Origin of the sequence: Sulfurimonas sp., from assembly GCF_027056685.1 — a bacterium.
Lineage (GTDB): Bacteria > Campylobacterota > Campylobacteria > Campylobacterales > Sulfurimonadaceae > Sulfurimonas.
In genome coordinates, this window is record NZ_JALUKE010000155.1 from 1 (window position 1) to 24,513 (window position 24,513).

Consider the following 24,513-nt stretch of genomic DNA (forward strand, 5'->3'; position numbering starts at 1 on the left):
GTACAGACAATGATTTGCTCAACACCAGCTACCTGTGCAGGAATAACATTCATAAGAAGTGAAGAGGGATATGCTGCTTTTCCTCCAGGAATATAGAGTCCGGCACTATCAACAGGAGTCACTTTTTGTCCCAATATAGTACCATTAGACTCTGTATCAAACCATGATTTTGGTTTTTGTTTTTCATGATAAACTTTAATTCTATCATATGCTAGATGCAAAGAGGCTTTTAGTTTTTCATCTAAATTATCATACGCTCTGCTCATTGAATCAGTTGTGATTTTTAAATCTTCATCTGATGCAGGCATCCAGTGGTCAAATTTTGATATATGCTCTTTTAAAGCACTATTTCCATCATTTCTAATTTCATCAATAATATTTCCAACTATCCCACTTACATGAGCAATATCCATCTTACCACGATTTAAAAGTTCATCAAATTTTTCATTAAAATCATTATCAGTTGATTTTACAAATATCATTTTTTTACTACTCTCTTTTTAGATTTATCAAAAGTTGTTTTTACAGTAGCCAAAGCTCCAATAAAAGCATTTGTTTTCATATACCCTAAAATAGGTTGGTACATTGGATCTCCATTAGGAAATAAGAACCAAATACCTGGTAAACCTGGAGTGTTTTGAGCTAATACAGCAGGAATATAATCTCTTTGATCCGTCCATGAACGGATAGCTATAAAATCTTTATTGATTGACTCAACAACTTTTGAATCTTGTAATGTAGTTCTATCTAATAAAAGACAATATTTACATGAGTGACTAGAGATAATAAACAGTACCGGTTTATTCTCCTTTTTTGCCATCTTCATTCCACTATTAAAATCTTTCGCCCAATGAACTTCAGAAGCCATAGCTACCGAAGTTAAAAGTATAAATGCCAATATAAGTTTACGCATGTTTTTTTACCTTTTTTAATAATTCTTTAGAACAATCTTCTGCTGATTTATCTGTAACATCAATAACAACATCTGCAAGTTTTAAATACTCAGGTCGTCTTGCATCATAGAGTGCTTTTGCTTTTTTCAAATCACTCAACAAAGGACGCTTTTTCAATTTTCTTGCTGCGTTTGGATGCTCTTTAATTCGTTTGATAATTGCATCAAAAGGAGAGTCCAGAAGAACAATTATACCTATTTTTTTTAAATTTTTCTGTTTATAAAAGCCACCACCTGTAGAAATTAGCGTATTTTTCACACTATTTTCAAGCCATTTTGCAATATTTTTTTCTAACTTTCTAAAATATGCCTCACCCTCATGTTCAAAAATATTTTTTATTTTTCTATTTTCCATACTCTCAATGAGATCATCAGTATCTATTGCAATATAATTGGAATGCCCAACAACTTCCCGTGCAACACTCCCTTTACCAACCCCCATAAAACCAATTAGTACTATATTTTTCATCTTTATTCCCTGCATATTTTAAATTCTTAGCGCATTATATAAAAATAAAATTATCTACTATTTAAACAGCCATTTATTAAGAGTTGATATAATGTCTTTTTTAAAAATTATATATAGGTATATTATGAAACACACAAAAATTATTTCACTCGGATTTCTTTCTGTTGCACTCTGTTCAACACTCCTTTTTTCTTCAGAGCTTACTGCAAAAAAAGTTGCACAGCAAGATGAAACTTCTCGTCTGCAAGCTTTAAGTAAGTTTGCAAATGTATTAAATATTGTGCAAAAGTATGATGTTGATAAGGTTACCATTAACCAACTAATAGACAAAGCATTAGATGGAATGATGAAAAATCTTGATGCCCATTCAGATTTTCTTACACAAAAAGATTTTAAACGCCTAAAAGTACAAACTGATGGTGAGTTTGGAGGTCTAGGCATTACTGTAGGCATGAAAGAAGGTGCGCTCACTGTTATTGCTCCACTTGAGGGAACCCCTGCTGATAAAGCTGGATTAAAAGCTGGTGATATTATTTTAAAAATCAATAAAAAATCAACTATTGGAATGACCATTGATGAAGCAGTTTCAATTATGCGTGGTAAAGTCGGAACGCCAATTGACCTAATGATTGTCCGTAAAGGAGCAAATAAGCCACTCCCTATTCATATAGTACGAGGAATAATTAAAGTACAATCCGTTTACGCTAAAAAAATTGATGGTGGTATTCTCTATTTACGCATAACAAGTTTTGATAAAAAAGTAGTTGCAGGTATTACAAAAGCAATCAAAAAGAACAAAGCAACAACAAAAGGAATTATTCTTGATTTAAGAAATAATCCAGGGGGACTCCTTGATCAGGCCGTTGGTGTGATAGATACTTTTGTAGATAAAGGCATTATTGTTTCTCAAAAAGGGAAAAGAAAAGATGAAGACACAGTATATACAGCACATGAGAGTAATACACTTACAAAAGTACCTCTTGTTGTTCTAGTCAACGGTGGAAGTGCAAGTGCAAGTGAAATCGTAAGTGGTTCACTCCAAGACCATAAGCGTGCTGTTTTAGTTGGTGAAAAAACTTTTGGAAAAGGAAGTGTGCAAGTTGTACTCCCTATCTCAAAAACAGAAGCAATTAAACTTACTATTGCAAGATACTATTTACCAAGTGGAAGGACAATTCAAGCAGTTGGTGTAACACCAGATGTTGTAGTCGCTCCAGGTGAAGTAAAAGTACACAAAAATGAGTTCTTGATTAAAGAAGCAGACCTAAAAGCACACCTTAAAAAAGAACTTCAAAAGATTGATGGTAAAAAAGAAAAGACTAAAGAAGATAAAAAAGATAAAAAAGATATAATAACACCAGAAATGCTTCAAAAAGATATTCAGCTTAAAGAAGCTGTTGATATTGTCAAATCACTAATTATAGTAAAAGGATAGAAAAGGTGCAAAAAAAAGAGTTACTCTATGAAGGTAAAGCAAAAAGATTATATCTTACAGATGATGAAAACTTAGTTATTTCAGAATTTAAAGATGATTTGACTGCGTTTAACGGTGAAAAAAAATCAAGCGAAGCTGGTAAAGGTGCGCTTAACAATAAAATTTCAACAGAACTTTTTAAAGTGCTTGAGGCAAAAGGTATTCCAACTCACTTTGTAAAGATGTTGGATGACAACCATATGCTCCATAAAAAAGTTGATGTAATTATGATTGAAGTCATTGTTCGCAACATCGCTACTGGCTCACTAACTCGTAACCTTGGCATAGAAGATGGAACAGTTTTACCATTCACATTAGTGGAATTTGACTACAAAAATGATGCACTAGGTGATCCAAAACTCAACGACCAACACGCGCTTATTTTAGGACTTGTAGATTATCAAGATGAACTTGACAAGCTCCGTCGTATGGCAAGACAAGTGAATGACATTTTAAAACCTTATTTTGCAGACAAAGGTCTTAATCTTGTTGACTTTAAACTTGAATTTGGAAAAGACAAAGATGGAAACATCATTTTAGTAGATGAGATTTCACCTGACAACTGCCGTTTTTGGGACATACAAAGTGGTGAAAAGATGGATAAAGACAGATTCCGTCAAGGTCTTGGTGGATTAACAGTTGCCTACGAGCAAGTATTAGATAGAATTTTAGGAAAATAATTATGATAAAAGCAATAGTAAATGTATATTTAAAAACTGGAGTTTTAGATTCTCAAGGAAAAGCAGTGCACCATGCACTTGACTCTCTAGGATTTAACTCAGTCGAAGATGTTCGTATTGGAAAGCAAATTGTTTTACAACTTGATGAAACAGATAGAGAAAAAGCAATGAGTGATGTAACAGAAATGTGTGAAGAACTTTTAGCAAATACTGTAATTGAAGACTACAATATAGAGCTAGTATAATGAAAGTATCAATTCTTCAATTTCCGGGTACAAACTGTGAATATGACACAGAGTATGCCTTTAAAAAACTTGGTGCAGATACAGAGATAATCTGGCACAAATCAGAAACAATTCCAGACAATACTGATTTACTTGTTGTAGCGGGTGGGTTTTCTTATGGAGACTACCTTAGAAGTGGTGCTATTGCAAAATTTTCTCCTGTTATGAAAGCAGTTACTACCTATGCAAACAATGGCGGTAAAGTTTTAGGAATTTGTAATGGTTTTCAAGTTCTCACAGAAGCAGGTCTGCTCCCTGGTGCGCTCAAACGCAACGAGGGCTTACATTTTATCTCAAAACACCACCATCTTAAAGTACAAAATAGTGATAACATCTTCTTAAAAGAGTTGAGTGATGGAGATATTGTAAATATTCCTATTGCACATCATGATGGTAACTACTATATTGATGAGGCAGGTTTACAAGAGCTTGAAGAGAATGAACAAATTCTTCTAAAATATACAGATGCAAGCGGTGCTGTACAAAATCCTAACGGAAGTGTCGCTAGCATTGCGGGTGTTTGTAATAAAAATAAAAATGTATTTGGTCTTATGCCACATCCTGAGCGTGCTATGGAAGTAGTGCTAGGAAGTGATGATGGAGTAAATATGTTAAAAGGTTTCTTTGAGTCGTGATAAAAGCTTTTCTACTTGTCTTATTGTTTATTTCATCTTTATATGCAAATAAAGTTATATACCTTAGCTATGATGAAATACCAACACGAATAATTCAAGGTGAAATTTTCACGGTTACTCTAAAAGCACTCTCAACAGTTAAAAAATTTGATGATATTTCATATGAATTTTCTAACTCAAGAGGGCTAAAGATTTTAGATGATATTCCTACACGAGAAAAAAAAGGAAAATTTTTATATGACACCTTTCATATTCTTGCAACTTCAAATATAGTAAAACTTCCTGATGTTAATGCCACACTTATTGCATCACAAGAGTATAATTCTACTTTTATTCAAGGTAAAAAGCTCAATGTTATTCAGCTTAATCCCAAGAGTAACTTTTCAAATATCATAGCTAACAATCTTCAACTTAATGATTATAAAACAACTAGCTACGATAATAAGCATAATATTATAGTTTTTGTACTCTCAGGTGAAAATACAAATATTGACGCTATACATTTTAAAAATGTATATAAGCAAGGCAAAGAGTCTTCGACAAACTCCTATTTAACATCAAAAATCACCTACTTTGTGGTTATAGATAAAAGAGCTGAACACTTCTCATTTACTTACTTTAACCTACTCAAAAATAGTTTTGAGAATATAGACATACCAGTTATTGTAGATGATGATAGCGTTACAACACAAAGTGATTTAAAGCCAAGGGACCAATCTCATGATATGCAAAAGATGTATGCAGCCGCAGCAATAGCAATTTTGGGATTTATTCTTATTCTATTAAAAAGAAGAATTATCTATTTGATTTTAATCTTTTTACCACTAGGCTATATTCTTTATCTTTCTATGCCTGAACAAGAAATTTGCATCAAAAAGGGAGCACAAATACATATTTTACCCGTAGATAATGGAATAATTTTTGAAACAACACAAACACAACATAGCCTTCCAAAAGAGGGTCAAACAGATCATTACATAAAAGTAAAACTAAATAACAATAAAATAGGTTGGGTAAAAAATGAAGATACTTGCTCATATTAACTGGCTAATAGCTACTACAATTATATTTATAGCTTTAACCTTTTCCATCATTATGTATCCAATATTACCTCGCCCTTATGCCCGAAAAATTGCTGCATGGTTTGTGCGCCTTGCAACTTTTTTTTCTGTAACAAAAATAGGAGAAGAAGATCCAGAGGCACAGATGTTTTTAGTAAACCATCAAAGTGATTTAGATATTGGGGTAATTGAAACTATTACCTCAAAAGATATCACTTGGGTTGCAAAAAAAGCTCTTTTTGATGTACCATTTTTTGGTTTGGCTATGAGTCTTCCTGAAGATATTGAGGTGGAGCGTGAGAGTAAAATATCTCTCATAAAACTTTTGAGAGCAGCAAAAGACAGACTTAAGAAAAAAAGAGTGCTTACAATGTTTCCAGAGGGTACACGCTCACGCACAGGAAAAATGCTTCCCTTTAAATCTGGAGCAAAATTTATAGCTGATAAATATCAGTTAAAAGTACAGCCTATTGTCCTAATTGAAACTGCAAAGTGTTACAATATAAAAGAGTTTTACTATATGCCAAAAAATATAAAAGTTATATTTTTAGACTCATTTATTGCAGATAAAAGTGACCCAAAATGGTTAGAAAATTTGCGATTAAAAATGCAAAAAACATACGACAAAGAACTTAAAGGAGAAATATAATGGAACGATATTTAGGAGAAAAGAAAATTCTTCGTATCTACATAGATACTTTAGATAAATACAATGGTGAAACTCTTTGGGAAGAGATTTTAAAAGAGGTAAAAAAAGAAGGATTAGCAGGAGCAACTGTTCTTAAAGCGGTTGCAGGTATTGGTGCTTTTTCAGAGGTACATAGCTTTAAAGTATGGACTTTAGCACAAGAACTTCCTCTTGTTATTGAAGTTATAGATGACAAAGAAAAAATAGAAAATTTTATAGAGCATATTGACCCTATGATGGATAACGGCTTAATTACATTAGTAGATACAGAAGTTATAACCTATAAACACAAAAATTTTAATAAATAAAAAGAGAAACAATGAATTTAACACTTATACTTTTCGTCGGCGCAGGTGGTTTTTTTGGTGCAATCTCAAGATTTTTAATAGCTACTGGTGTACAAAAATTTTCAGGTTCACTCTTTCCTTTGGGAACACTCAGTGTCAATGTCCTTGGAAGTTTTATAATTGGCTTAGCTGCCATGTTCTTTGCTCAAAATGTTCAGCCAGAATATAAAGCTTTAGTAGTCACAGGATTCTTAGGTGCATTAACAACATTTTCAACCTTTTCTTTAGAAAATGTAAATATGCTTCAAGATGGTGAGTTTACAAGTTTTGGAATCAATATATTCTTAAATGTAACGCTAAGTATCACAGCTACACTTCTTGCTGTTATACTCTTTAAAAGATTATATTCTTAAATAGTTATAACCTCATCTGCACACCAAGAGGCTAGCTCCATATCATGTGTTATAAGCAACATTGCCGTGGAGTCAAGCCTCTTTATCAACATCTGCATTACCTCTAATTGAATAACATTGTCGAGTGCCGATGTTGGTTCATCAAGTAATAATATTTCAGGCTCCATAAGCATAGCACGCAAAATTGAAGCACGCTGGAGTTGCCCTCCTGAAAGTTCATGAGGAAGTTTATACAAGAGTGCCTTTTCTAAATTAATCTCTTTAAGATACATATCAAGTTTATCCAATGATGCTACATCAGATATTTGATTTAGAAGTGTATAACTTGGATGAAAAGAGCTGTATGGATCTTGAAAAATTTGAGAAATAGAGCTGCGTTTCACAGTGCCACTCAAGGGTTTTAAGTTTCCCAAAATCACTTCGAAGAGGGTACTTTTACCAGCACCACTCTCCCCTACTATTGCTTTTAACTCTCCCTTTTTTAAACGCAAAGAAAAATTTTCAAAAAGTAACTTCTCTTTAGAGTAACCAAAAGAGAGATTTTCTATTTTTAAAGTATCTTGCAAATAAAACCTTTAAACAAGTGTTACATAAACTTTTGATAACTCTTCATATAAAAATTCAGGACTAACATCACTATTTGTCTCCCAAATAGATTTCATAACAACATTATCCTCTTTGTCATTCCATACTTTAATATATGTACCCTCTTTATAACCATTATCCTGACGGAATTGGTTTAAAATATTTTTTCCAACATAGAGTCTATAAAGAGAATCAAGATTTAATCCACTCATAGCAACTAAATCAAAGAAATCACTAAAAAGAGTATCTAAATCAACTGCTTCTTTAGAAATAGCCACGCGTATGAGATTCTCTACCTTTTCTAAAACATCATCCATTGGAGCAAATGACTCTTCTTCTGTTTCAATTTTATAAAGAGCATCAGAGTTAGAAATTTGCACGGCAATATCTTCTAGTGAACCTCTATCATTTTGGGCATACGCTTCAATAGCCAAACTAATAATAAAGTGCCAAACATCAACAACCTCTATTTGATGATTTTGCCAATCTGGCTCTGCTGTAATTGCTTTCCAATGCTTCCAAGGAAAGCTATCGACCATCTCTGCACACTCCATATAAATACAACGACGCCAATCAATTTTCTTACCATTTTTAGTAATACCTTTTGTCCACTCTTTGCCATTTGTTGCATCATTGAGTCCATTTTGTAGCTCAATCATCATGAAAATTTTATTGTTCATCTATTTTTATCCTATAAAAATTATTTTTACTAATTTTACCTAATAATGTTAAAATAAATCATGAAAAGAATTAATTGTAGAAAATGTGAATACTATTTTGTCACTTGGGAGCCTAAACAGCCTCATGGATGCAGAGCCTATGGCTTTAAATCAGCACAAATTCCATCAATGGTTGTATTTAGAAGTAGTGGAAGGGAATGCTCACTATTTAAAGAGAAGAGTAATCGTAAATAATCTTTTTACCAAACCCAAGTCTATTATCTGTCAATTTAAATCGACTTACCTCTATTTGCCATAGTTTTGGGAGGAGTGCTAAAGCATATGGAAATCTCTTGAAGTAAAATTTTTTCAGCCTTTCATCTTCTAAAGCTTGCATCTTAGCAAAAAACTGTAAGCCTTGAATTTTTCCAATCTCTTTAGTCTCAAGTAAAATATTTCCTGCTACATTCTCATTTACTTTCACATGTTGTATATGTAAAGTCTCTTCACTACTAGCAATAACAAATGAGTGGCTTTGAGCATCATAAACATAAAAAGCAGAACAGACACTCGGCATATTATTGAATGATGTTGCTAAACTTAACACATGATGCTGTTCTATAAACACAGTGATTTTTTCTAAATCATTACTCATCACCAAACCTTAAAAATGCACTCTCTAATCTATCTATGATTTCACACATTATCTCAGAGCTTACTGCAAAATTCAAACGCATATAGCCACTTCCCTCTCTTCCAAAAGCAAGCCCAGCATTAAGTCCAAGTTTCGCATCTTTTATAAAAAACTCTCTAAGCTCTTTGTCACGCATTCCCATCCCCCGACAATCTATCCATGCTAAATAGGTCGCTTCAATAGGAGTAAGTTTAATAAATGAAGCATATTTATCGCTCAATTTTTTTAAAAGCATATAATTATTATAGAGGTGAATTTTCAACTCACTCAACCACTCTCTGCCTTCTCTGTAAGCCGTTTCAAACGCAACATGAGAAAGTACACTTCCTTGTGCGTAATGCACACTCTCATAAGCTTTTTTAAAGCGATTTCGCAAATTTTCATCTTCTATAGCTACACTGCTGATAGAAAAACCTGCCATATTAAATGTTTTTCCAACACCTATGGCAGTAAGTGTGAGTGTTTTAGCCGCTGCGTTTAGAGTAGAAAAAGAGATATGTTTGTTTGGTGTATAGACTAAATCAGAGTGTATTTCATCAGCAAAGACAACAATATTATGCTCCAAGCAAAGTGCTAAAATCACTTCAAGCTCTTCTCGTCTCCAAACTCTTCCTACAGGATTATGCGGTGAACAAAGTAGCAGTAGTTTTGTCCTTTTATTAATTTTTGCTCGTAAATCTTCTATATCAAAAGTATAACTACCATCTTCGCATCGACGCAAAGGATTTTTAACTACTTTTCGATTTAACTGCGTTACACTATGAAAAAAAGGAGGATAGACAGGAGTTTGCACTATTACACCATCCCCCTCCTCTGTAAACGAAGCAATAACACTCCCCATTGAGGCAACAACAGAGTGAGAATAGAACATATCTTCTCTCTTAAACGCAGTGCCATGCTCTTTTTTCATCCATTGTATCTGTGCATCAAAAGCAGAATCTGGCATCTCTTCATAGCCAACAATGGGATGTTCTAAACGCTTTTTCACTGCGTTTAGCACAAAATCTGGTGTGTTTATATCCATATCTGCCACCCATGCAGGAAGCACATCTTGTGTACCAAAAAGTTCCTCTCTTAGGGTATACTTTTCAGCATTTGTATCTTCACGATTGGCAGCTGTGGTAAAGTCATACTTCATCGCTTTTTCCAAATAGTAACTTGTGAAATGGTATGCTGGTATTTTCGTGCTGTCTCTTTGATGACAAACTCCAAATCTTCTACGCCAAGGAGTTCAAAGTTTTTCTCTAAAATTCCTTTTAAAGTATCAAGTGTTCGTACTTCATTACCATTTTCATCCTTATATCCACCAAGCCAGAACTCTTTTTTCGTAGAACTCTCCTGCCAAGTATATGGAGAGGTAAGTATCAAAATCCCATCTTCATTAAGCCTCTCAGCTACACTCTCTAAAAAGAGTTTAGGATTATAAAGCCTATCAATAAGGTTTGTCGCTATAATTAAATCATACGAATTAAAATTTGCCTTGAGATTACAAGCATCACCCTGCCAAAAAGAGACTTTGTCTCGTAAATTTTCATAGCCAAGTTCTTCTATGCTTATCTTTTTATTTTGTGTAATGTCACCCTCCACTCTATCAACAAATGCTACATATCCATCATCTTTGAGTTTTGAGCCGACCTGCACAAAACGCACAGAAAAATCTACTCCCTCAACCATGTCAAAAGTTTTTGCAAGTTCATAAGTAGCCCTACCCGTTGCACAGCCTAAATCTAGTGCTTTTTTTGTGTTAATTGCATAACGCGCAGCAAGTTCAGCACAAGAGAGAGCAAAGTTTTTCACACCAAAATGTGTATCTCCATACTGAAATTCACAATACTGCGAAATAAGCGCATCACTCTCATAAATATCTTCACTCTTACTCTCATTTGCAGAAATCACATAACGAAAGCCTGCATTTTGAAAAAAGTGTTTACGAAAAGCATAGCGAGAATGTTTCATAATCAAATTTCCACTACTAGCCCACGAAGAACCCAAAATCAAAGAGTGTTTATCATCAAAAGTCGGAGTTGAAAAATCATCATAAGCTTCATGAACTTCAAAGCCTTTAAAGCCTCGGATCGGTGTACGACTCCACTGCCAAACATTACCGATGACATCATATATGCCATTAAAACTAAACTCATTGACAGGACAAGAGGAAGCATAATGATAAAAATTAAGATTTGCCCGACTCTCATGCAACTGAGGCACATCTTTAATATTTGAATAATTATAAATTACTCCATACTCTCCCTCACTTGGCAATCTATACTCTAAACCCTCTTTTTGACTCTTATATCTACAAAAAGCTTCTGCCTCAAGTGCATTTACATCTACTGGCCAATCTTCAGGCATTGCAATAATATTACTCAGACTTCGATAGAGAAATTTATTGCCCTCTTTCACCCAAAAATGAGGATATTTTGCACCGCTGCGTTTAAGAAATTCCTCTCCCTCTGCATCCCAGTACTCAAGCTTTTCATATCCTCCATCTTTGACAAATTCCATAAATTCACCATTACTGACAAGGTATTTTGTGACTTCAAACTCTTGAATATTCTCTTCTTGGCGACCATATTCGTTATCCCAGCCATAAAGGTGGTGCGATCTCTTTTTTCCAAGTATCACATCTTCACCCGCAATGGCTATCATCTCATTTTTAGGACTTCTTGCCGAGTGAGTACAGAGGTTAAACGCAGCGACCTCTTTTACAAACTCTATAGGCATTTGACGGTGCAGAACCAGAGATGTTTCAATATGTATTCGCTCATGTTCTATACCCATCAGTATTATCCACATCGCAGAACGATCATCTATGGGCAAAGTAAAATCGAGTCTCATAATTAACTCATTTACAAGAGTTCGTACGCTATTTCTATACTCACGAACTTCTGAAACTTTTGGCCACTCATAATGTGTCTCATTCAAATCATCCCAGCTCATTTCATCGACACCAACAGCAAATATTGACTCAAAAGGGGGATTTATACGCTTCTCAATTATCTTCATATTGATGAGTTTGTTTATAAAAAAAGTCGCAGTATGTCCAAAATAAAATATCATAGGATGACGCGACGGTTCGCTCTTTTTATAAAAGACTCTCTCATCTTTTAGCACTTCAAAAACTTTTTCAAACAAATCAAAAGTGTTATTAAAGTACTCTTTTATCTCTACTCTTTTTTTCTCTACACTCTCACCATCCAAGGTTATTGGATACATACTTAATCTACTCACAAATACTCTCCATCCATTATGTTATAATCATTATATGAAATTTTATCAAAGTAAATTATTAAATGTATTCTCTGACATCAGACACTGTTACACAACAAAGCATAGTAAAAACCTTGCCTTTCATGTTAATGATAAAATAGAAGAAGTCATTGCCAATCATCAACACTTAGCACAAGAGCTAAAATATGACTATAAAACAGTCATTCATATGAAGCAAATTCACTCAAATGCAGTCAAAATCATCGATGAAAATGACAGCTTTGAAATGCCTCCTACTTGTGATGCCCTTGTCACAAATAAAAAGAGCATACCTTTAATGGTTATGGTAGCAGACTGCGCACCCCTGCTTTTTTATGATAAAGAGAAAAAAACTATTGGAGTAGCCCACGCAGGTCGTGCAGGTGCATTTTCTAATATAAGTCAAAATGTTGTAGATGTATTTGTAAATGATTTTCACGCAAAACCTGAAAATATCTATGTAAGTATCGGTCCAAATATTCATCAGTGTTGCTATGAAATAGGGGAAGAGATATTTAAGCAAACAAAAAAGTTAGATCTTGAATATGCCATCCAAAAAAAAGGTAATAGCTACTTTTTAAATATTCAAAAGATACTCCAAACGCAACTCTTAAACGCAGGCATACTAAGAGAAAATATAGAAACATCACCACTTTGCACTGCCTGCAACACTATAAACTACTACTCCTACCGAGCAGAAAAAGAGACAGGTAGGTTTAGCGGTATTATTTTTCTAAAGGATTGAAGCTTTTACTCGCTGTGCAAGTTGTATAGGGAGTAAAGCAAGAGACTCTTCAATCACTTTTGTATTTCCATGCGTAATAAACGCATCATCATACTCAAAACTCTCCACAGAAATATCCATTATTTTCTCTTTTGCTAAGAACTCTAAAATAGCAGAACCAACACCGCCACTTTTTGCCGTGTCACTAAAAACAAACCATTTTTTGTGTTTTTGTGCAAGCGTTTTTAGCATCTCTTCATCAAGTGGTTTTACAAAACGCAAATCAAGCAGAGCTACTTTTTCATCCAACTCTTTAGCAGTTTCATATGCACGCCCTACTCCATTGCCATATCCGATAAAGAGGATATTACTATCATTTTCTACCAGCAGTTGTGCTTTTGCAAGCTCAAACACAGCAGATTCTGGCAAAGCACTCTCTATAAAAGAACCTCTTGGATAACGCAAAGAACAAGGATGTTCATACTCTGCAGCAAATGCCATCGCCTGATGAAAACTTTTTTCATCGCGTGGAGCAAAGAGTGTCATATTTGGGATAGCTCGTAAAAAACTCACATCAAAAACACCCTGATGTGTCTCGCCATCTTCTCCAACAATTCCAGCACGATCAAGTGCAAAAACAATTGGCAAGTCCATTATACAAGCGTCATGAATAACCTGATCATAAGCACGCTGTAAAAATGTAGAGTAAATCGTACAAAATGGTTTAAATCCCTCTTTTGCTAATGCTGACATAGATGTTACAGCGTGTTGTTCTGCAATTGCTACATCCCAAAACCTATTAGGATATTTTTCCATAAGAGGAGAAAGCCCTGTACCACTTGGCATTGCTGCTGTTACACCTACGATTTTATCATTGTGCTCACACAGATGCAAAAGAGACTCTGTATATATTTGTGTCGCACTTTTAAGAGAGGCTTTTTTCAGTGAATGTCCATCTTTTATATCAAAAGGACCAACACCATGCCACTTCTCTTCATGTCCCTCTGCTATTTCATAGCCTTTTCCTTTAAGCGTTTGCGCATGAATAAGTACAGGTTTTTTCAAGCTCTTTGCCGTCTGCATAATATCAATGAGTTGCGTAAGATTATGCCCATCTACAGGACCAATATAATCAATTCCCATCTCTTCAAAGAGAACACCGGGAGTAATCAGCTTCAATGACTCTTCCATACGCTTTGCCAAATAACGCGCACCATCACCAAAATTATCTACAAAACTTTCAGTATTGCGTTTAAAACGCTGGTAAAGCGGCGATGCCATAGCTGAGCTCAAAATTCTACTCATAGCACCTATTGGTTTTGAAATACTCATTTCATTATCATTTAAAATGATAATCATAGGGTATTTTCTATCACCTAGTTCATTTAATGCTTCATAAACCATCCCCGCAGTCATAGAACCATCACCAATAAGTACTACAGGAATCCTAGAATCTTCTTCTCCTTTTAGTGCTATTGCCTTTGCTGCACCAACACCTAAAGAGATAGAAGTAGAACTATGCCCTGCTACAAAGTAGTCATCGCTACTTTCACTTGGCTTTGTGTAGCCGCATATTCCATTAAATTGACGGAGAGTTTCAAACTCATCCCATCTACCTGTAAGGAGTTTATGCGCATATGCCTGATGAGAGACATCAAAAATAAAGGGATCTTTTTGTGAATCAAAAACTTTGTGCATGGCAACTATTATCTCCGTTGCACCCAAAGTAGAACTTAAATGCCCACCATTTTTACTTACAACTTTTAAAATTTTATCTCTTATATCACTACAAAGTTCTTCTAACTCTGCTGGTGATTTTGTTTTTACATCAACTCTTTTACTCACCTAAAGCTGCCTTTTTTACTCTTTGGAATCGTTTTGATATTTGTGCATCTATATTTCCAGCATCACTCATTACAATAACACCACCCTCACTTACTGCACTATCTGAGAGAACTTTTACATTTTCTAGTGATTCTAAATGCTCTGAAACTGCTGTATGATCTTTTGGATTTACTTTTAATTCTATTTTTGAAGCTGACTGAAGCTCTTTAATAAGCTCATCAGAGAGAACCTTTGCCACCTCTGCAGAATTTTCACTCAATTCTACCTTGAGAACCTCTTTAGAAATATCAAGCGCTGCAACTACCAACTCATTTTTAATTTCCTCTAAGGCACCTGAAAACTCTTGAGCGCTTGTATCTAATTTTGTAATGGAATCCTCTAAAAGAGTCAATTTTACATTGAGATTTTTATCAATATCTTCTAATGCCTTTGCTTCTCCAGCTTTCATACCTTCAGCAAATGCTTCTTCTTTGGCTTTTTTCAGCTCATTTTCATGCTCTTCTTCTTTTGCTTCAAGCTTCATTTGCAGTTTAATAAAATTCGATGACATATCATCCGTCTTTTGCATTAGTGACTCTATAAGTGAATCTTTAGAACTTTGTGAAAGTGCACTAGAATCCACATCTGTCACTCTTGCTTTTGGATGGTTATCAGAAGTATATTGTGGAGTTTGATCAGCTTCATCATTTGCACCGAGTGCAATTACTTTAAAATTATACTTATCCACATTGTGTTTTTCGATTGAGTCGCCTGTAATTATACTTGCCATTTTACTACTCTATCATCTCTTCGGTTGAGCCCATCTGGATTGTTCCTGCTTCTGCAAGTTGATTCACAACTTCAACAATTTTTCTTTGTGCCGCTTCAACCTCTTTCATTTTCACAGCACCAAGGAACTGCATCTCTTCGATGAATGCTTCACGCGCTCTCTCACTCATAGCAGAGAAGAATTTCTCTTTTAACTCCTCAGGAGAAGATTTAAGTGCCAACATTAGTTCTGCTTTATCAACAGCTTTAAGAGTCTCTGTAATTGCCCCCTTGTCAAGAGAAACCATATCTTCAAATGTAAACATCATCTCTTTGATTTTCGTAGCTAACTCTTCATCTACCTGCTCAATATTTGCAAGTGTTGCTTTAGAATTTTTTGCGCCAAGACGGTTGAAAATATCTGCAACGGCTCTTGTACCACCAACCTCAACTTTATAAGAAGCAAGCGATTCAAGTTTTGATTCAAGGACTGCTGAAACACGCTTAATAACAGAAGGAGATATATCGCCAAGTTTTGCCATACGCATTGCCACTTCACTTCTAAGTTCATCTGGAAAATACTGTAAGGTATCTGCTGCTTCAGTCGGATCCATATGCGCTAAAATAAGAGCAATAGTTTGTGGGTGTTCATTCACAATAAAATCAGAGAGTTGTTGTGGCTTAATCTTAGAAAGATAGGCAAAATTTTGTGTATTTTGCATACTTTTTGAGAGTTTGTCCAAAATCTTTTTTGCCTCTTCTGATCCAAGTGTTCTATAGAGAAGCTCTCTAGCATACTCCATACCACCCGAAGTAATAAACTGTCCAGATTGAAAAATGGCATGAAACTCTTCAAGAACAGCAGTAGCAATCGCTTTATCTATTGTCGTATTTGTTGCAATATATTTTGATATTTCTGTAATACTATCAACACTCATATTTGAAAAAATAGCAGAAGTCGCATCCTCTCCAAGCTGCAAAAGAAGAATAGCAATCTTCTCTGCGATGGACATCTCATCAAATGAGGCTTGCTGTTGTGGGGTCAAGGTAGCCATTATTTTTTCTCCTTGTCACTATTTACAGTAGGAATCTCTGCTTCTTCACTTAAAAGTGCTTCTAAAAGGGATGCTACTTCTTCAGGCGCTTCTTCTGCCATATCTTTAACTTTTTCTAGTATAACCTCATGCTTAAGACTATCTTCATCAAAATTAGAGCTCATACCTAACTGATCTTCAACTTTTTTACGCATAGCCTGCACTTTCTCAACCAAATCGTCTTCCTCATCATCCTCAATATCTAATGATGGAGCTTGTAGTTCTTCATCTTCTTTAGAGACTTCAAGCATTTTATCTGCAAATGGAGCAATAACTTTTTTGTAAAGAATCAAGAGTAGAAGCAAGACAAAAATATACTTAAATAGTTCAGAGAATGGTGCAATATAAGTCTGTGTAAAGGAGAGTGCTTCGTCCACACCATTGGGTTTTACACTGTTTCCTCTATCAAACTGTAAATTTTGAACAGTTATTTTATCGCCCCTTGCTTTATCTATACCAATTGATCTACTTGCAAGTGCGCTAAGGGCATCAATATCGGCTTTATCAAGAGGAACATACTCCAACTCACCTGTGGGTTTACCATCTTTACCTATTTTTGTTTTATATTTACCATCTACTACCACTGCTGCTGTAATTCTTTTTACACGCGCAAACTGACTTTTTGTTGTGCTTACTGTTTTACCTACTTCATAGTTTGTAGTGCCTGTACTTTTTGAATATTTTTGTAGCGTTTTTTTAGATTTCAATCCCTGTACTGGACCAATATTGCTTACAGTACCGGGAACGCCTCCCACCTGTTTAGGTTCGAAACCTTCTCTCTTTACTTCACTTGTCTGCTCACTTCTTACTACATTTTCAGGATCATAACTCTCTGCAGTTGAATTTTTAACAGAAAAATCATACTCAATAGTTACCTGTGCAACAACTTTTTTTCTACCACCAACAAATGGGGCAATAACATCAATAATTTTTTGCTGCTTTTTATGTTCTTCTTTGAGTTTATAATGCTGTTGCACAACGGAGAGTTCGTCCATTTGAGCAAGTTCATCATCATCACCTAAGGTTAAACCATCACTACTCACTAACATTACATTTGAGACTTTAAGTCTTGGCACCGAAGCAGCAACAAGATTTTTAATGCCGCGTATCTGTTTTCTATTTAATGTTCTATCTTCAACCAAGGTAACCATTACTGAAGCGGTAGGATCAGCTTGTTTTGCAACAAAAAGCGTCGCTTTTGGCAGTGCTAAGTTTACAGTTGCATGCTCAACTGGAGCAAGTGCAGTAATTGTGCGGGCAAGTTCACCCTCCAAGGCACGAAGATGTTTAATATTTTGATCAAAACTCGTTGCCCCAAATTCCTGTTTATCAAAAAGTTCAAAACCTACACCATTATCTTTTGGAATACCCTGTGCAGCAATTGTTATTCGCTCTTTATAAACAACATCTTTAGGCACTTTTATAGTGTTATTGTCTCCTACTTTGTAGGAAATGCCATCTTTTTCAAGTTGTGCAATAACTTTGGCAGCATCTTTTGAGCTTAATGAATCAAATAAAACTTTGTAATTATTATCTGCACTTTTTTTCGCAGTATAAACAACCAAAAAAATCAAAAATGCTACTATACCGACAATAGCGACAGCTATAATCATTTTTTGTTGTTTTGTAAGCTTTGCATACAAAACCGATAACTGTGAAAAAAGTACTTTAAAATCCATCAATTTCTCATATTAAATTTATAATAATTCAGAACAAAGGGCAAAAAAGCGATCATTCTGTTCTTTTGTTCCAACTGTTACACGAATAGCATTCATTCCATACCCTTTAAGATTTCTAACAATCATACCTTGTCTTAAAAGTGCATCAGAAAGTGCAGTAGAATCTTGGTCTGCGTTTAGAAGAAGCGTAACAAAATTTGTATAACTCTCAATTATATCTATTTTTTGCTCTTTTGCAAACTCTTCATAGCGTTTCATCTCCTCAAAACTTAAAGCGATACAATTGTTTACAAACTCCTCATCTTCAAGTGCTACACTGGCCGCTTCTAATGAAAGTGTTGTAATATTAAAAGGAGGGCGCAGTTTGTAAAGTTCTTTAATAATATTTGCACGAGAAATACCATACCCTACACGCATACCTCCAAGTCCATATGCTTTAGAAAATGTTCCCAAATAGATAACATTATCAAATTTTTCTATTAGTTCTTTTGGTGTTACACTTTTTGAAGCATCCTTAAACGCACCATATTCCATATAAGCACCATCAATCACTACAAGTGTATCACTATCAATTTTTTCTAAAAATTCCATTATATCTGCTGAATCTAACGCATCACCAGTCGGATTATTTGGAGTACATAAAAATATAATATCTGGATTTTCTTCTTTATAAAGAGTATAAAACTCATCCAAATTATGTTCTCGTGATTCAGTACGAATAACTTCTGCTCCAACATGTTTTGCATAAATCTCATACATAGCAAAGGTAACACTATTTATAACTATTTTTGCATTTTCATCTGCTTTGGCATGCATAATAAACTCAATTACTTGATCGCTACCACTTCCAATAATAAGATTTTCATCTAAAACATCATATTTCTTTGTAAGTGCATTTTTCAATTTCATCATAGAGTCATCAGGATAGAGTGCCATATTTTGCACTATATCACCAACAGCTTGCTGTACTTTTATAGAGCATCCATAAGGATTCTCATTTGATGCAAGTTTGACTATATCTTTTGGTTCTATTCCAAACTCACGAACTACTAGCTCTATGGGCTTTCCAGCTTCATAAGTCTCAATATTTTCTAATTTTTTATTAAATTTCAATCTTCACCCTTTACATAACTTCCAAGCCAAGTTACTTCCTCAGCATGTTTTTGTACTATTTCTTGTATTCTCTTTTCATCTATATGACCATAAAAATCTATGTAAAACCAATACCCAAAACCATCTTTATCACGAGAAGGTCTCGACTCTATTTTAGATAAATTTATATTTTCTCTATCAAAATCTTGTAAGAAATGCACCAACGAACCAGCCTCCACAGCATCTTTCAAACGCACTAAAATAGAAGTTTTATCTTCGCCACTTATTGCATTTTTAAAATCACTTAAAATGACAAAACGGGTTGTATTATCCACAGAGTCTTCTATATTTGCAAAAAAAGTAGGCACGCCATAAAGTTTTGCAGCAATATGAGAGCAAATTGCTGCTGCGTTTTTATCTTGTGCTGCCAAAATTGCAGCCTTTGCAGTGGACTCTACGGGAATTTGTTCAACATCTACAAAACCATGTTCAGACAAAAACTCTCGACACTGCCCAAATCCTTTATCTTTAGAGTAAATTTTTGTAATATCTTCGAGCTTTTGTGCCTTCGTTGCAAATGAAATATGAATAGGCATATATAATTCTGCTACAATTTTTACCGAACTTTTTGCAAGCAGATCAAGTGTCTCTCCCACAATTCCATCACGAGAATTCTCAATTGGTACTACTGCAAATTTTGCACGCTTTGACTCCAAAGTTTTAAAAACAGATGCTATAGAATTGAGTGATAAATAATCACTCATGGCACCAAAACGGCTCTCTGCTGCTTGATGGGTAAAACTTCCCTCTGGTCCAAGGTAGGCAATGCGTTCTGGTAGTTCTAAGTTTCTTGCAACAGCAAAAATCTCTAAAAATATCGCTTCAATAGCACTCTTATTTAAAAGACCTTTTTGCTCCTCATTTAGTCTATAAAGACGCTCAATAATTGCTTTTTCTCGCTCAGGTCTATAAATTGCGCCGCCTGTCTCTTTTTTTATCTCTCCAACACGCTCAACAACACTCATTCTTTTGTTTAAGAGCTCTAGCATCTCATTATCTAAGGCATCAATAGCTACGCGGCATTCATCTAAAGTTTTCATATGCTTACTCCATTTATACTTTGCAAAACATCATACATATCTGCTTTAATCAAATCTGGTTTGAGGGCATCTTTAAGAGAAGGAACTATCTCTTGTGCATTTTTATACTTTCCACTTGTCACAAAAAGAGTTTGCATTCCAAGCTCTTTTGCACCACCTAAATCACCAGTCACATCATCACTAATGATTGTAATTTTCTCAAACGCAGCACTCTTATCTTGAGCTCGTAAGCGTCTTAGTGCCTCTTCATAAAAACTAACACTAGGCTTACCCACAACTTCATAAGAGCAAGATGTAGCAAATGAAAGCATTTTGAGTATTGCACCTAGACCAGGGTAGCGTTTATTGTTTTTTGCATAAATTGATGTCTCATGCATGCCAACAAGCTTCGCACCACTCAGTAAAAAATCTATCATTTGCGCATACTCATCAGCACAAAAGTCCTCTTTTATGGCAATAAGTACTGTTTTTGGATTTTTATAATCTAAGACATAACCCATTTTTTGCAGGGAATCTAAAAATTGTGTAGAACCATAAGCAGCAACTTCCGCTTTTGAAACACGCGATTCCAGTATCATGAAAGGATCCAGATATTTTTCATACGAGAAATTAAAACCTATAGAGTTCAAATACTCATAAAAATCAAGCGACGCATTTTTGGTGTTATTTGTAATCACCATATAGGGAGTATTATGAGCATTAAGATACTCAATAAACTCTATACTTCCATGTATTGGAGATTTGTCTTCATCGCTGATAAGAGTACCTTGAACATCTATAAAATACAAATTTAGTCCTCTAAAAATTCTGTCTCAAGTGCTATGAGGTCTTCAAAGTTTTCGCGTCTTCTAATGAGTCTTTCTTGAGAGTTCTCAACTGCAACTTCAGCACTTCTACCGCGTGTATTGTAGTTACTTCCCATACCAAAACCATACGCACCAGCACTTTTAATAACAAGCAGTTCACCACCTTTGAGAGGAGGCAGTGCATAATCTTTTGCAAAAAAGTCGCCACTTTCACAAACAGGTCCAACGATGTCTACCTCTCGTGGCTCTTCTTTTGAATCACTTAACGCTTCTATTTCATGATATGCACCATAAAGAGAAGGACGGAGTAAGTCATTCATTGCGCCATCAACCACTACAAATTTCTTCTCACCATTTTGTTTTTCATATAAAACTTTTGTTACAAAATAGCCTGCGTTTGCAGTTAGAAATCTTCCCGGCTCACATAAGATAGTCAAATCAAGCCCAGTGAGTGTTCCTAATATTGCCTGCGCATAATCATAAGGCTCAATGGTCACTTCATCATCATACTTAATGCCTAGTCCACCACCAACATCAAAGAATTTCAACTCTATGTCAAGCGCTTCAAGTGAACGGATTAAATCTGCTACAATCTCTGCTGCTTCACGGATTGGTTGAAGCTGTGTAAGCTGCGAACCAATATGAAAATGGATACCTACAGGATCTAAATTGTCAGAATTATTTGCTTGAATATACATTCGTTTTGCAGTAGATAAATCTACTCCAAATTTATTATCATGCAAACCAGTAGAGATATAAGGGTGTGTTTGTGGATCAATATTTGGATTTACACGAATACTTATTCGTGCTTTTGTATCTAACTCTCTTGCTATTGCTTCAACTCTTTGGAGTTCTGCATCACTCTCAACATTGATATATAAAATATCTTTCTCAATTGCTTCACGAATCTCTTCATCACTCTTTCCAACACCAGAAAAAATAATTTTGTATGCAGGAATACCTGCCATAAATGCACGACGCACTTCACCAATAGAGACACAATCTGCCCCACTACCCATCTTTGCAAAGTGCTTAATAACACTAAGGTTTGAATTTGCTTTAACAGCATAAGCAACTATGGATTTTCGTCCACGAAATGCTTCTTTTAATTTTGTGTATTGCGCACTCATATAGTCAAAATCATAAACATAAAGAGGTGTACCATACTCTTTTGCTAATGCTTTAAAATCAATCATATTAAAATTCCAAATCTTTTTTATTGATTTTAACTAAAATGTGCTTATAAGTGCCTGACTAAGAAGTAGGTTTTCTATGACGATGCCATTGCCATACTGCCACCAATCCAAGTAAGACTATAGGCAAAATCACTCCGACTTCACTCGGTATTGTTTTATTAGTAGAGAGTTCTATTAATGCAAACAAAACACCCCAAATTAGCAAAGTAGACAAAATAGCCCCGAAACTAAAGAGTGAAACATTTAAAAAGCGAACACTCATTGGGACAAAAAAGAATATAATTATAATCAATAAAGGTGCGAAAAATGGATAAACAAATATCTTGTAAAGAGCACCTTTAATTGTACTTGTATCAATATTTTGATGATCTAAAAGTAAAATGGCATCAATAGCATTTTTAATTGTAAAATTGACCTTTCCCTCATAAACCTGGTCAAGCATTTTGGGTCTAAATCCCTGTAATATTTCTAAATTTTTAGCTGCGTTTACCTTAATTCCAGGAGATGAAAAAGTCATATCATCTGGTTTATTAATAATATCTGCCTTTTTAATTTGCCAGGCATCTCCCCTATAACTTGCTGATTTTGCTTCTAAAATCGATTTAAGGGAGTTGTTTTTTACGCTAAAAACACGGATACCAATTGCCTTTTCTTGTAGTGGCAGCAACTCTTCAAAATAGACATATTTTCCTTTATAAGCAAAAAAGAGATCTCTTGTGGGGTTAAGATATTGAGATGTACTTCTAATATTGTTAGAAAACTCATCTGCTCGTGCAAATTTTGACCAGCCATGTAGTGAAATAAAGAGTAAAGTAAAAGCAACTGAAACAACAACAAAAGGACGCAGAACATCTACCCTTGAATAGCCTAAAGAGTAAAATGAGACAAGTGCATTTGAACGAATAAGAAATATTTTTGTAGAGATCATTCCAAATACAAGGGCAAGAGGCAAAAGCATATCTATGGTAAAAAATGCTTTATAGACGAGATAAATAAGTAAAAGATTGGCTGAAATTGAGAGTTTTGCACTATTTCCCATATAATCAAAACCGACGGAAAAAAGTGTCAATGCAAGTAAAATAATAAGAAAATATTTTATATAATGGAGTGCAATATAGTTAAATTCTAACATTGCTAAGAGACCTTAATTGAGTATTTTGCTCGAGTATCTTCTAGGGAGTGTGTGAGTAAAAAGTCCAAAGCGTCACAAGTATGTTCTATCAAGGTAGGAAGTTCTTTTAACTCCTCTTGGCTAAATTTTCCTAAAACATAAGAGACGACTTCGCCCTTTCGTTCAGGTTTACCAATACCAATACGCACACGAATATACTCTTTTGATATATGAGCGTCAATAGATTTAAGTCCATTGTGACCACCATGCCCACCACCTTTTTTGAAACGCAGTGTTCCAAAAGGGAGGTCTAAATCATCATGTATTACAACAACATCTTCAATTTTGTAAAAATTTTTTACTTTTACAACTGATTCTCCAGAGAGATTCATATATGTCAACGGTTTTAATAAAAAATGATTTTGAAATTTATAGAGTTCACCTTTAAAAGATGAGGAAGAGAGTTTTACTGCTGCCTTGCGTTTAATAAACGCATCAATCACCATAAAACCAATATTGTGACGCGTATTTGCATAGTCGGAACCAGGGTTCCCTAGTCCAACTATTAGCATATTTAACTACTTAGCTTTAATGATACTTAGTACAGATACACGATCAGAATCTGTAAATGTAACATTCTCAACTGCATCAATATCACGAATAAGTTTAGAATCTCCAACATCCATATCAGTTACATCAATAGCAATTGTTTTTGGAAGATCTTCAATTTTTGCTTTTACTCTTAATCGTCTTTTTGCGATATTAAGAAGCCCTTTATTTTTAAGTCCAATAGCTTCACCAACAGCTTCAACTGGAACCATATAGTGAGTTGTAAGACCTGGTTGTGCTACCATTAAATCTACATGTAAAAGTTTTCCTGTAACAGCGTGTGACTCATATGATTGAACTACAACATTCATTTCGTTTCCATTAATTGAAACTGGAAATGCCAATGTCTCTTTATTACGAACAGCACGGATATACTCATT

28 protein-coding genes are annotated in these 24,513 nt (G+C 34.8%); 9 read left to right on the forward strand and 19 right to left on the reverse strand.

Features of this window, described 5'->3' with window-relative positions; genetic code table 11:
* From MVY38_RS06610 to MVY38_RS06620, 3 genes are all read right to left on the reverse strand, one after another.
* Window positions 1-482: histidinol dehydrogenase (locus MVY38_RS06610; protein WP_297484552.1), on the reverse strand; the 482-nt coding region annotated here is incomplete at its 3' end.
* Window positions 479-913, reverse strand: a complete 435-nt coding sequence (locus MVY38_RS06615) for a DUF255 domain-containing protein (RefSeq protein WP_297484554.1) — start codon at window positions 911-913, stop codon at window positions 479-481. The genes MVY38_RS06610 and MVY38_RS06615, both read right to left, overlap by 4 nt.
* Window positions 906-1,421, reverse strand: coding sequence for a shikimate kinase (locus MVY38_RS06620; protein WP_297484556.1), 516 nt, complete (start codon window positions 1,419-1,421; stop codon window positions 906-908). The genes MVY38_RS06615 and MVY38_RS06620 overlap by 8 nt, the downstream gene beginning before the upstream one ends.
* A 124-nt stretch (window positions 1,422-1,545) precedes the next feature.
* On the opposite strand from MVY38_RS06620, the gene MVY38_RS06625 reads away from it, so the two are divergent.
* Genes MVY38_RS06625 through crcB form a run of 8 tightly spaced genes read left to right on the forward strand, consistent with a single transcriptional unit; the run spans window position 1,546 to window position 6,943 of the window.
* Window positions 1,546-2,856 carry a S41 family peptidase gene (locus MVY38_RS06625; RefSeq protein ID WP_297484558.1) on the forward strand — a complete coding sequence of 437 codons (1,311 nt, stop codon included), beginning with the start codon at window positions 1,546-1,548 and terminating at the stop codon, window positions 2,854-2,856.
* A gap of 5 nt (window positions 2,857-2,861) precedes the next feature.
* A complete protein-coding gene (purC, locus tag MVY38_RS06630) occupies window positions 2,862-3,575 on the forward strand; it encodes a phosphoribosylaminoimidazolesuccinocarboxamide synthase (RefSeq protein WP_297484560.1) in 714 nt (237 codons plus the stop codon).
* Window positions 3,576-3,580: 5 nt separating this feature from the next.
* A complete protein-coding gene (gene purS, locus MVY38_RS06635) occupies window positions 3,581-3,820 on the forward strand; it encodes a phosphoribosylformylglycinamidine synthase subunit PurS (RefSeq protein WP_297484597.1) in 240 nt (79 codons plus the stop codon).
* On the forward strand, window positions 3,820-4,494 hold the full coding sequence (gene purQ / locus MVY38_RS06640; protein WP_297484561.1) for a phosphoribosylformylglycinamidine synthase subunit PurQ: 675 nt from the start codon (window positions 3,820-3,822) through the stop codon (window positions 4,492-4,494). Before purS ends, purQ begins: the two co-directional genes overlap by 1 nt.
* Window positions 4,491-5,537, forward strand: a complete 1,047-nt coding sequence (locus MVY38_RS06645; RefSeq protein ID WP_297484562.1) for a hypothetical protein — start codon at window positions 4,491-4,493, stop codon at window positions 5,535-5,537. Before purQ ends, MVY38_RS06645 begins: the two co-directional genes overlap by 4 nt.
* A complete protein-coding gene (locus tag MVY38_RS06650) occupies window positions 5,515-6,204 on the forward strand; it encodes a 1-acyl-sn-glycerol-3-phosphate acyltransferase (RefSeq protein WP_297484563.1) in 690 nt (229 codons plus the stop codon). Before MVY38_RS06645 ends, MVY38_RS06650 begins: the two co-directional genes overlap by 23 nt.
* Window positions 6,204-6,551, forward strand: coding sequence for a DUF190 domain-containing protein (locus MVY38_RS06655; protein ID WP_297484564.1), 348 nt, complete (start codon window positions 6,204-6,206; stop codon window positions 6,549-6,551). The genes MVY38_RS06650 and MVY38_RS06655 overlap by 1 nt, the downstream gene beginning before the upstream one ends.
* An 11-nt stretch (window positions 6,552-6,562) precedes the next feature.
* Window positions 6,563-6,943 (forward strand): fluoride efflux transporter CrcB, encoded by a 381-nt coding sequence (crcB, locus tag MVY38_RS06660; RefSeq protein ID WP_297484566.1) that lies wholly within the window; start codon window positions 6,563-6,565, stop codon window positions 6,941-6,943.
* Here the strand turns inward: crcB and MVY38_RS06665 are convergent.
* The 5 genes from MVY38_RS06665 to ovoA all read right to left on the reverse strand — a co-directional run bounded on the left by MVY38_RS06665 (window position 6,940) and on the right by ovoA (window position 12,112).
* Entirely contained in the window at window positions 6,940-7,509 is a 570-nt protein-coding gene (locus tag MVY38_RS06665; RefSeq protein WP_297484568.1) for an ATP-binding cassette domain-containing protein, read from the reverse strand. The two genes, crcB and MVY38_RS06665, sit on opposite strands and share 4 nt — an antisense overlap.
* A 9-nt stretch (window positions 7,510-7,518) precedes the next feature.
* Window positions 7,519-8,208 (reverse strand): dUTP diphosphatase, encoded by a 690-nt coding sequence (locus tag MVY38_RS06670; protein ID WP_297484570.1) that lies wholly within the window; start codon window positions 8,206-8,208, stop codon window positions 7,519-7,521.
* Between the two features lie 208 nt (window positions 8,209-8,416).
* Window positions 8,417-8,842: a hypothetical protein gene (locus MVY38_RS06675; protein ID WP_297484571.1), complete on the reverse strand. Its 426-nt coding sequence runs from the start codon at window positions 8,840-8,842 to the stop codon at window positions 8,417-8,419.
* Complete coding sequence (locus MVY38_RS06680) at window positions 8,835-10,019, reverse strand: PatB family C-S lyase (RefSeq protein ID WP_297484573.1); 1,185 nt, start codon at window positions 10,017-10,019, stop codon at window positions 8,835-8,837. Before MVY38_RS06680 ends, MVY38_RS06675 begins: the two co-directional genes overlap by 8 nt.
* The gene (ovoA, locus tag MVY38_RS06685) at window positions 10,016-12,112 is read right to left on the reverse strand and encodes a 5-histidylcysteine sulfoxide synthase (protein ID WP_297484575.1); all 2,097 of its coding nucleotides are present in this window, start codon (window positions 12,110-12,112) and stop codon (window positions 10,016-10,018) included. Before ovoA ends, MVY38_RS06680 begins: the two co-directional genes overlap by 4 nt.
* A gap of 34 nt (window positions 12,113-12,146) precedes the next feature.
* On the opposite strand from ovoA, the gene pgeF reads away from it, so the two are divergent.
* On the forward strand, window positions 12,147-12,875 hold the full coding sequence (gene pgeF, locus MVY38_RS06690; RefSeq protein ID WP_297484577.1) for a peptidoglycan editing factor PgeF: 729 nt from the start codon (window positions 12,147-12,149) through the stop codon (window positions 12,873-12,875).
* Here the strand turns inward: pgeF and dxs are convergent.
* The 11 genes from dxs to MVY38_RS06745 all read right to left on the reverse strand — a co-directional run.
* The gene (dxs, locus tag MVY38_RS06695) at window positions 12,864-14,699 is read right to left on the reverse strand and encodes a 1-deoxy-D-xylulose-5-phosphate synthase (RefSeq protein ID WP_297484578.1); all 1,836 of its coding nucleotides are present in this window, start codon (window positions 14,697-14,699) and stop codon (window positions 12,864-12,866) included. The two genes, pgeF and dxs, sit on opposite strands and share 12 nt — an antisense overlap.
* On the reverse strand, window positions 14,692-15,468 hold the full coding sequence (gene fliH / locus MVY38_RS06700; protein ID WP_297484579.1) for a flagellar assembly protein FliH: 777 nt from the start codon (window positions 15,466-15,468) through the stop codon (window positions 14,692-14,694). Before fliH ends, dxs begins: the two co-directional genes overlap by 8 nt.
* Window positions 15,469-15,472: 4 nt before the next feature.
* Entirely contained in the window at window positions 15,473-16,501 is a 1,029-nt protein-coding gene (fliG, locus tag MVY38_RS06705) for a flagellar motor switch protein FliG (RefSeq protein ID WP_297484580.1), read from the reverse strand.
* Window positions 16,501-18,219: a flagellar basal-body MS-ring/collar protein FliF gene (gene fliF / locus MVY38_RS06710; RefSeq protein ID WP_297484581.1), complete on the reverse strand. Its 1,719-nt coding sequence runs from the start codon at window positions 18,217-18,219 to the stop codon at window positions 16,501-16,503. The genes fliG and fliF overlap by 1 nt, the downstream gene beginning before the upstream one ends.
* 18 nt (window positions 18,220-18,237) lie before the next feature.
* A complete protein-coding gene (hisC, locus tag MVY38_RS06715) occupies window positions 18,238-19,332 on the reverse strand; it encodes a histidinol-phosphate transaminase (RefSeq protein WP_297484583.1) in 1,095 nt (364 codons plus the stop codon).
* Window positions 19,329-20,411 carry a prephenate dehydratase gene (gene pheA, locus MVY38_RS06720; RefSeq protein ID WP_297484586.1) on the reverse strand — a complete coding sequence of 361 codons (1,083 nt, stop codon included), beginning with the start codon at window positions 20,409-20,411 and terminating at the stop codon, window positions 19,329-19,331. Before pheA ends, hisC begins: the two co-directional genes overlap by 4 nt.
* On the reverse strand, window positions 20,408-21,199 hold the full coding sequence (locus MVY38_RS06725; protein WP_297484588.1) for an HAD-IIA family hydrolase: 792 nt from the start codon (window positions 21,197-21,199) through the stop codon (window positions 20,408-20,410). Before MVY38_RS06725 ends, pheA begins: the two co-directional genes overlap by 4 nt.
* Window positions 21,200-21,201: 2 nt before the next feature.
* Window positions 21,202-22,413, reverse strand: a complete 1,212-nt coding sequence (gene lysA, locus MVY38_RS06730) for a diaminopimelate decarboxylase (RefSeq protein WP_297484592.1) — start codon at window positions 22,411-22,413, stop codon at window positions 21,202-21,204.
* A 58-nt stretch (window positions 22,414-22,471) separates the two neighbouring features.
* Window positions 22,472-23,545 (reverse strand): LptF/LptG family permease, encoded by a 1,074-nt coding sequence (locus tag MVY38_RS06735; protein ID WP_297484594.1) that lies wholly within the window; start codon window positions 23,543-23,545, stop codon window positions 22,472-22,474.
* 2 nt (window positions 23,546-23,547) lie between these two features.
* Window positions 23,548-24,096 (reverse strand): aminoacyl-tRNA hydrolase, encoded by a 549-nt coding sequence (gene pth, locus MVY38_RS06740; RefSeq protein ID WP_297484595.1) that lies wholly within the window; start codon window positions 24,094-24,096, stop codon window positions 23,548-23,550.
* A gap of 6 nt (window positions 24,097-24,102) precedes the next feature.
* The coding region (locus MVY38_RS06745; protein ID WP_297484596.1) for a 50S ribosomal protein L25 at window positions 24,103-24,513 on the reverse strand (411 nt) is incomplete at its 5' end.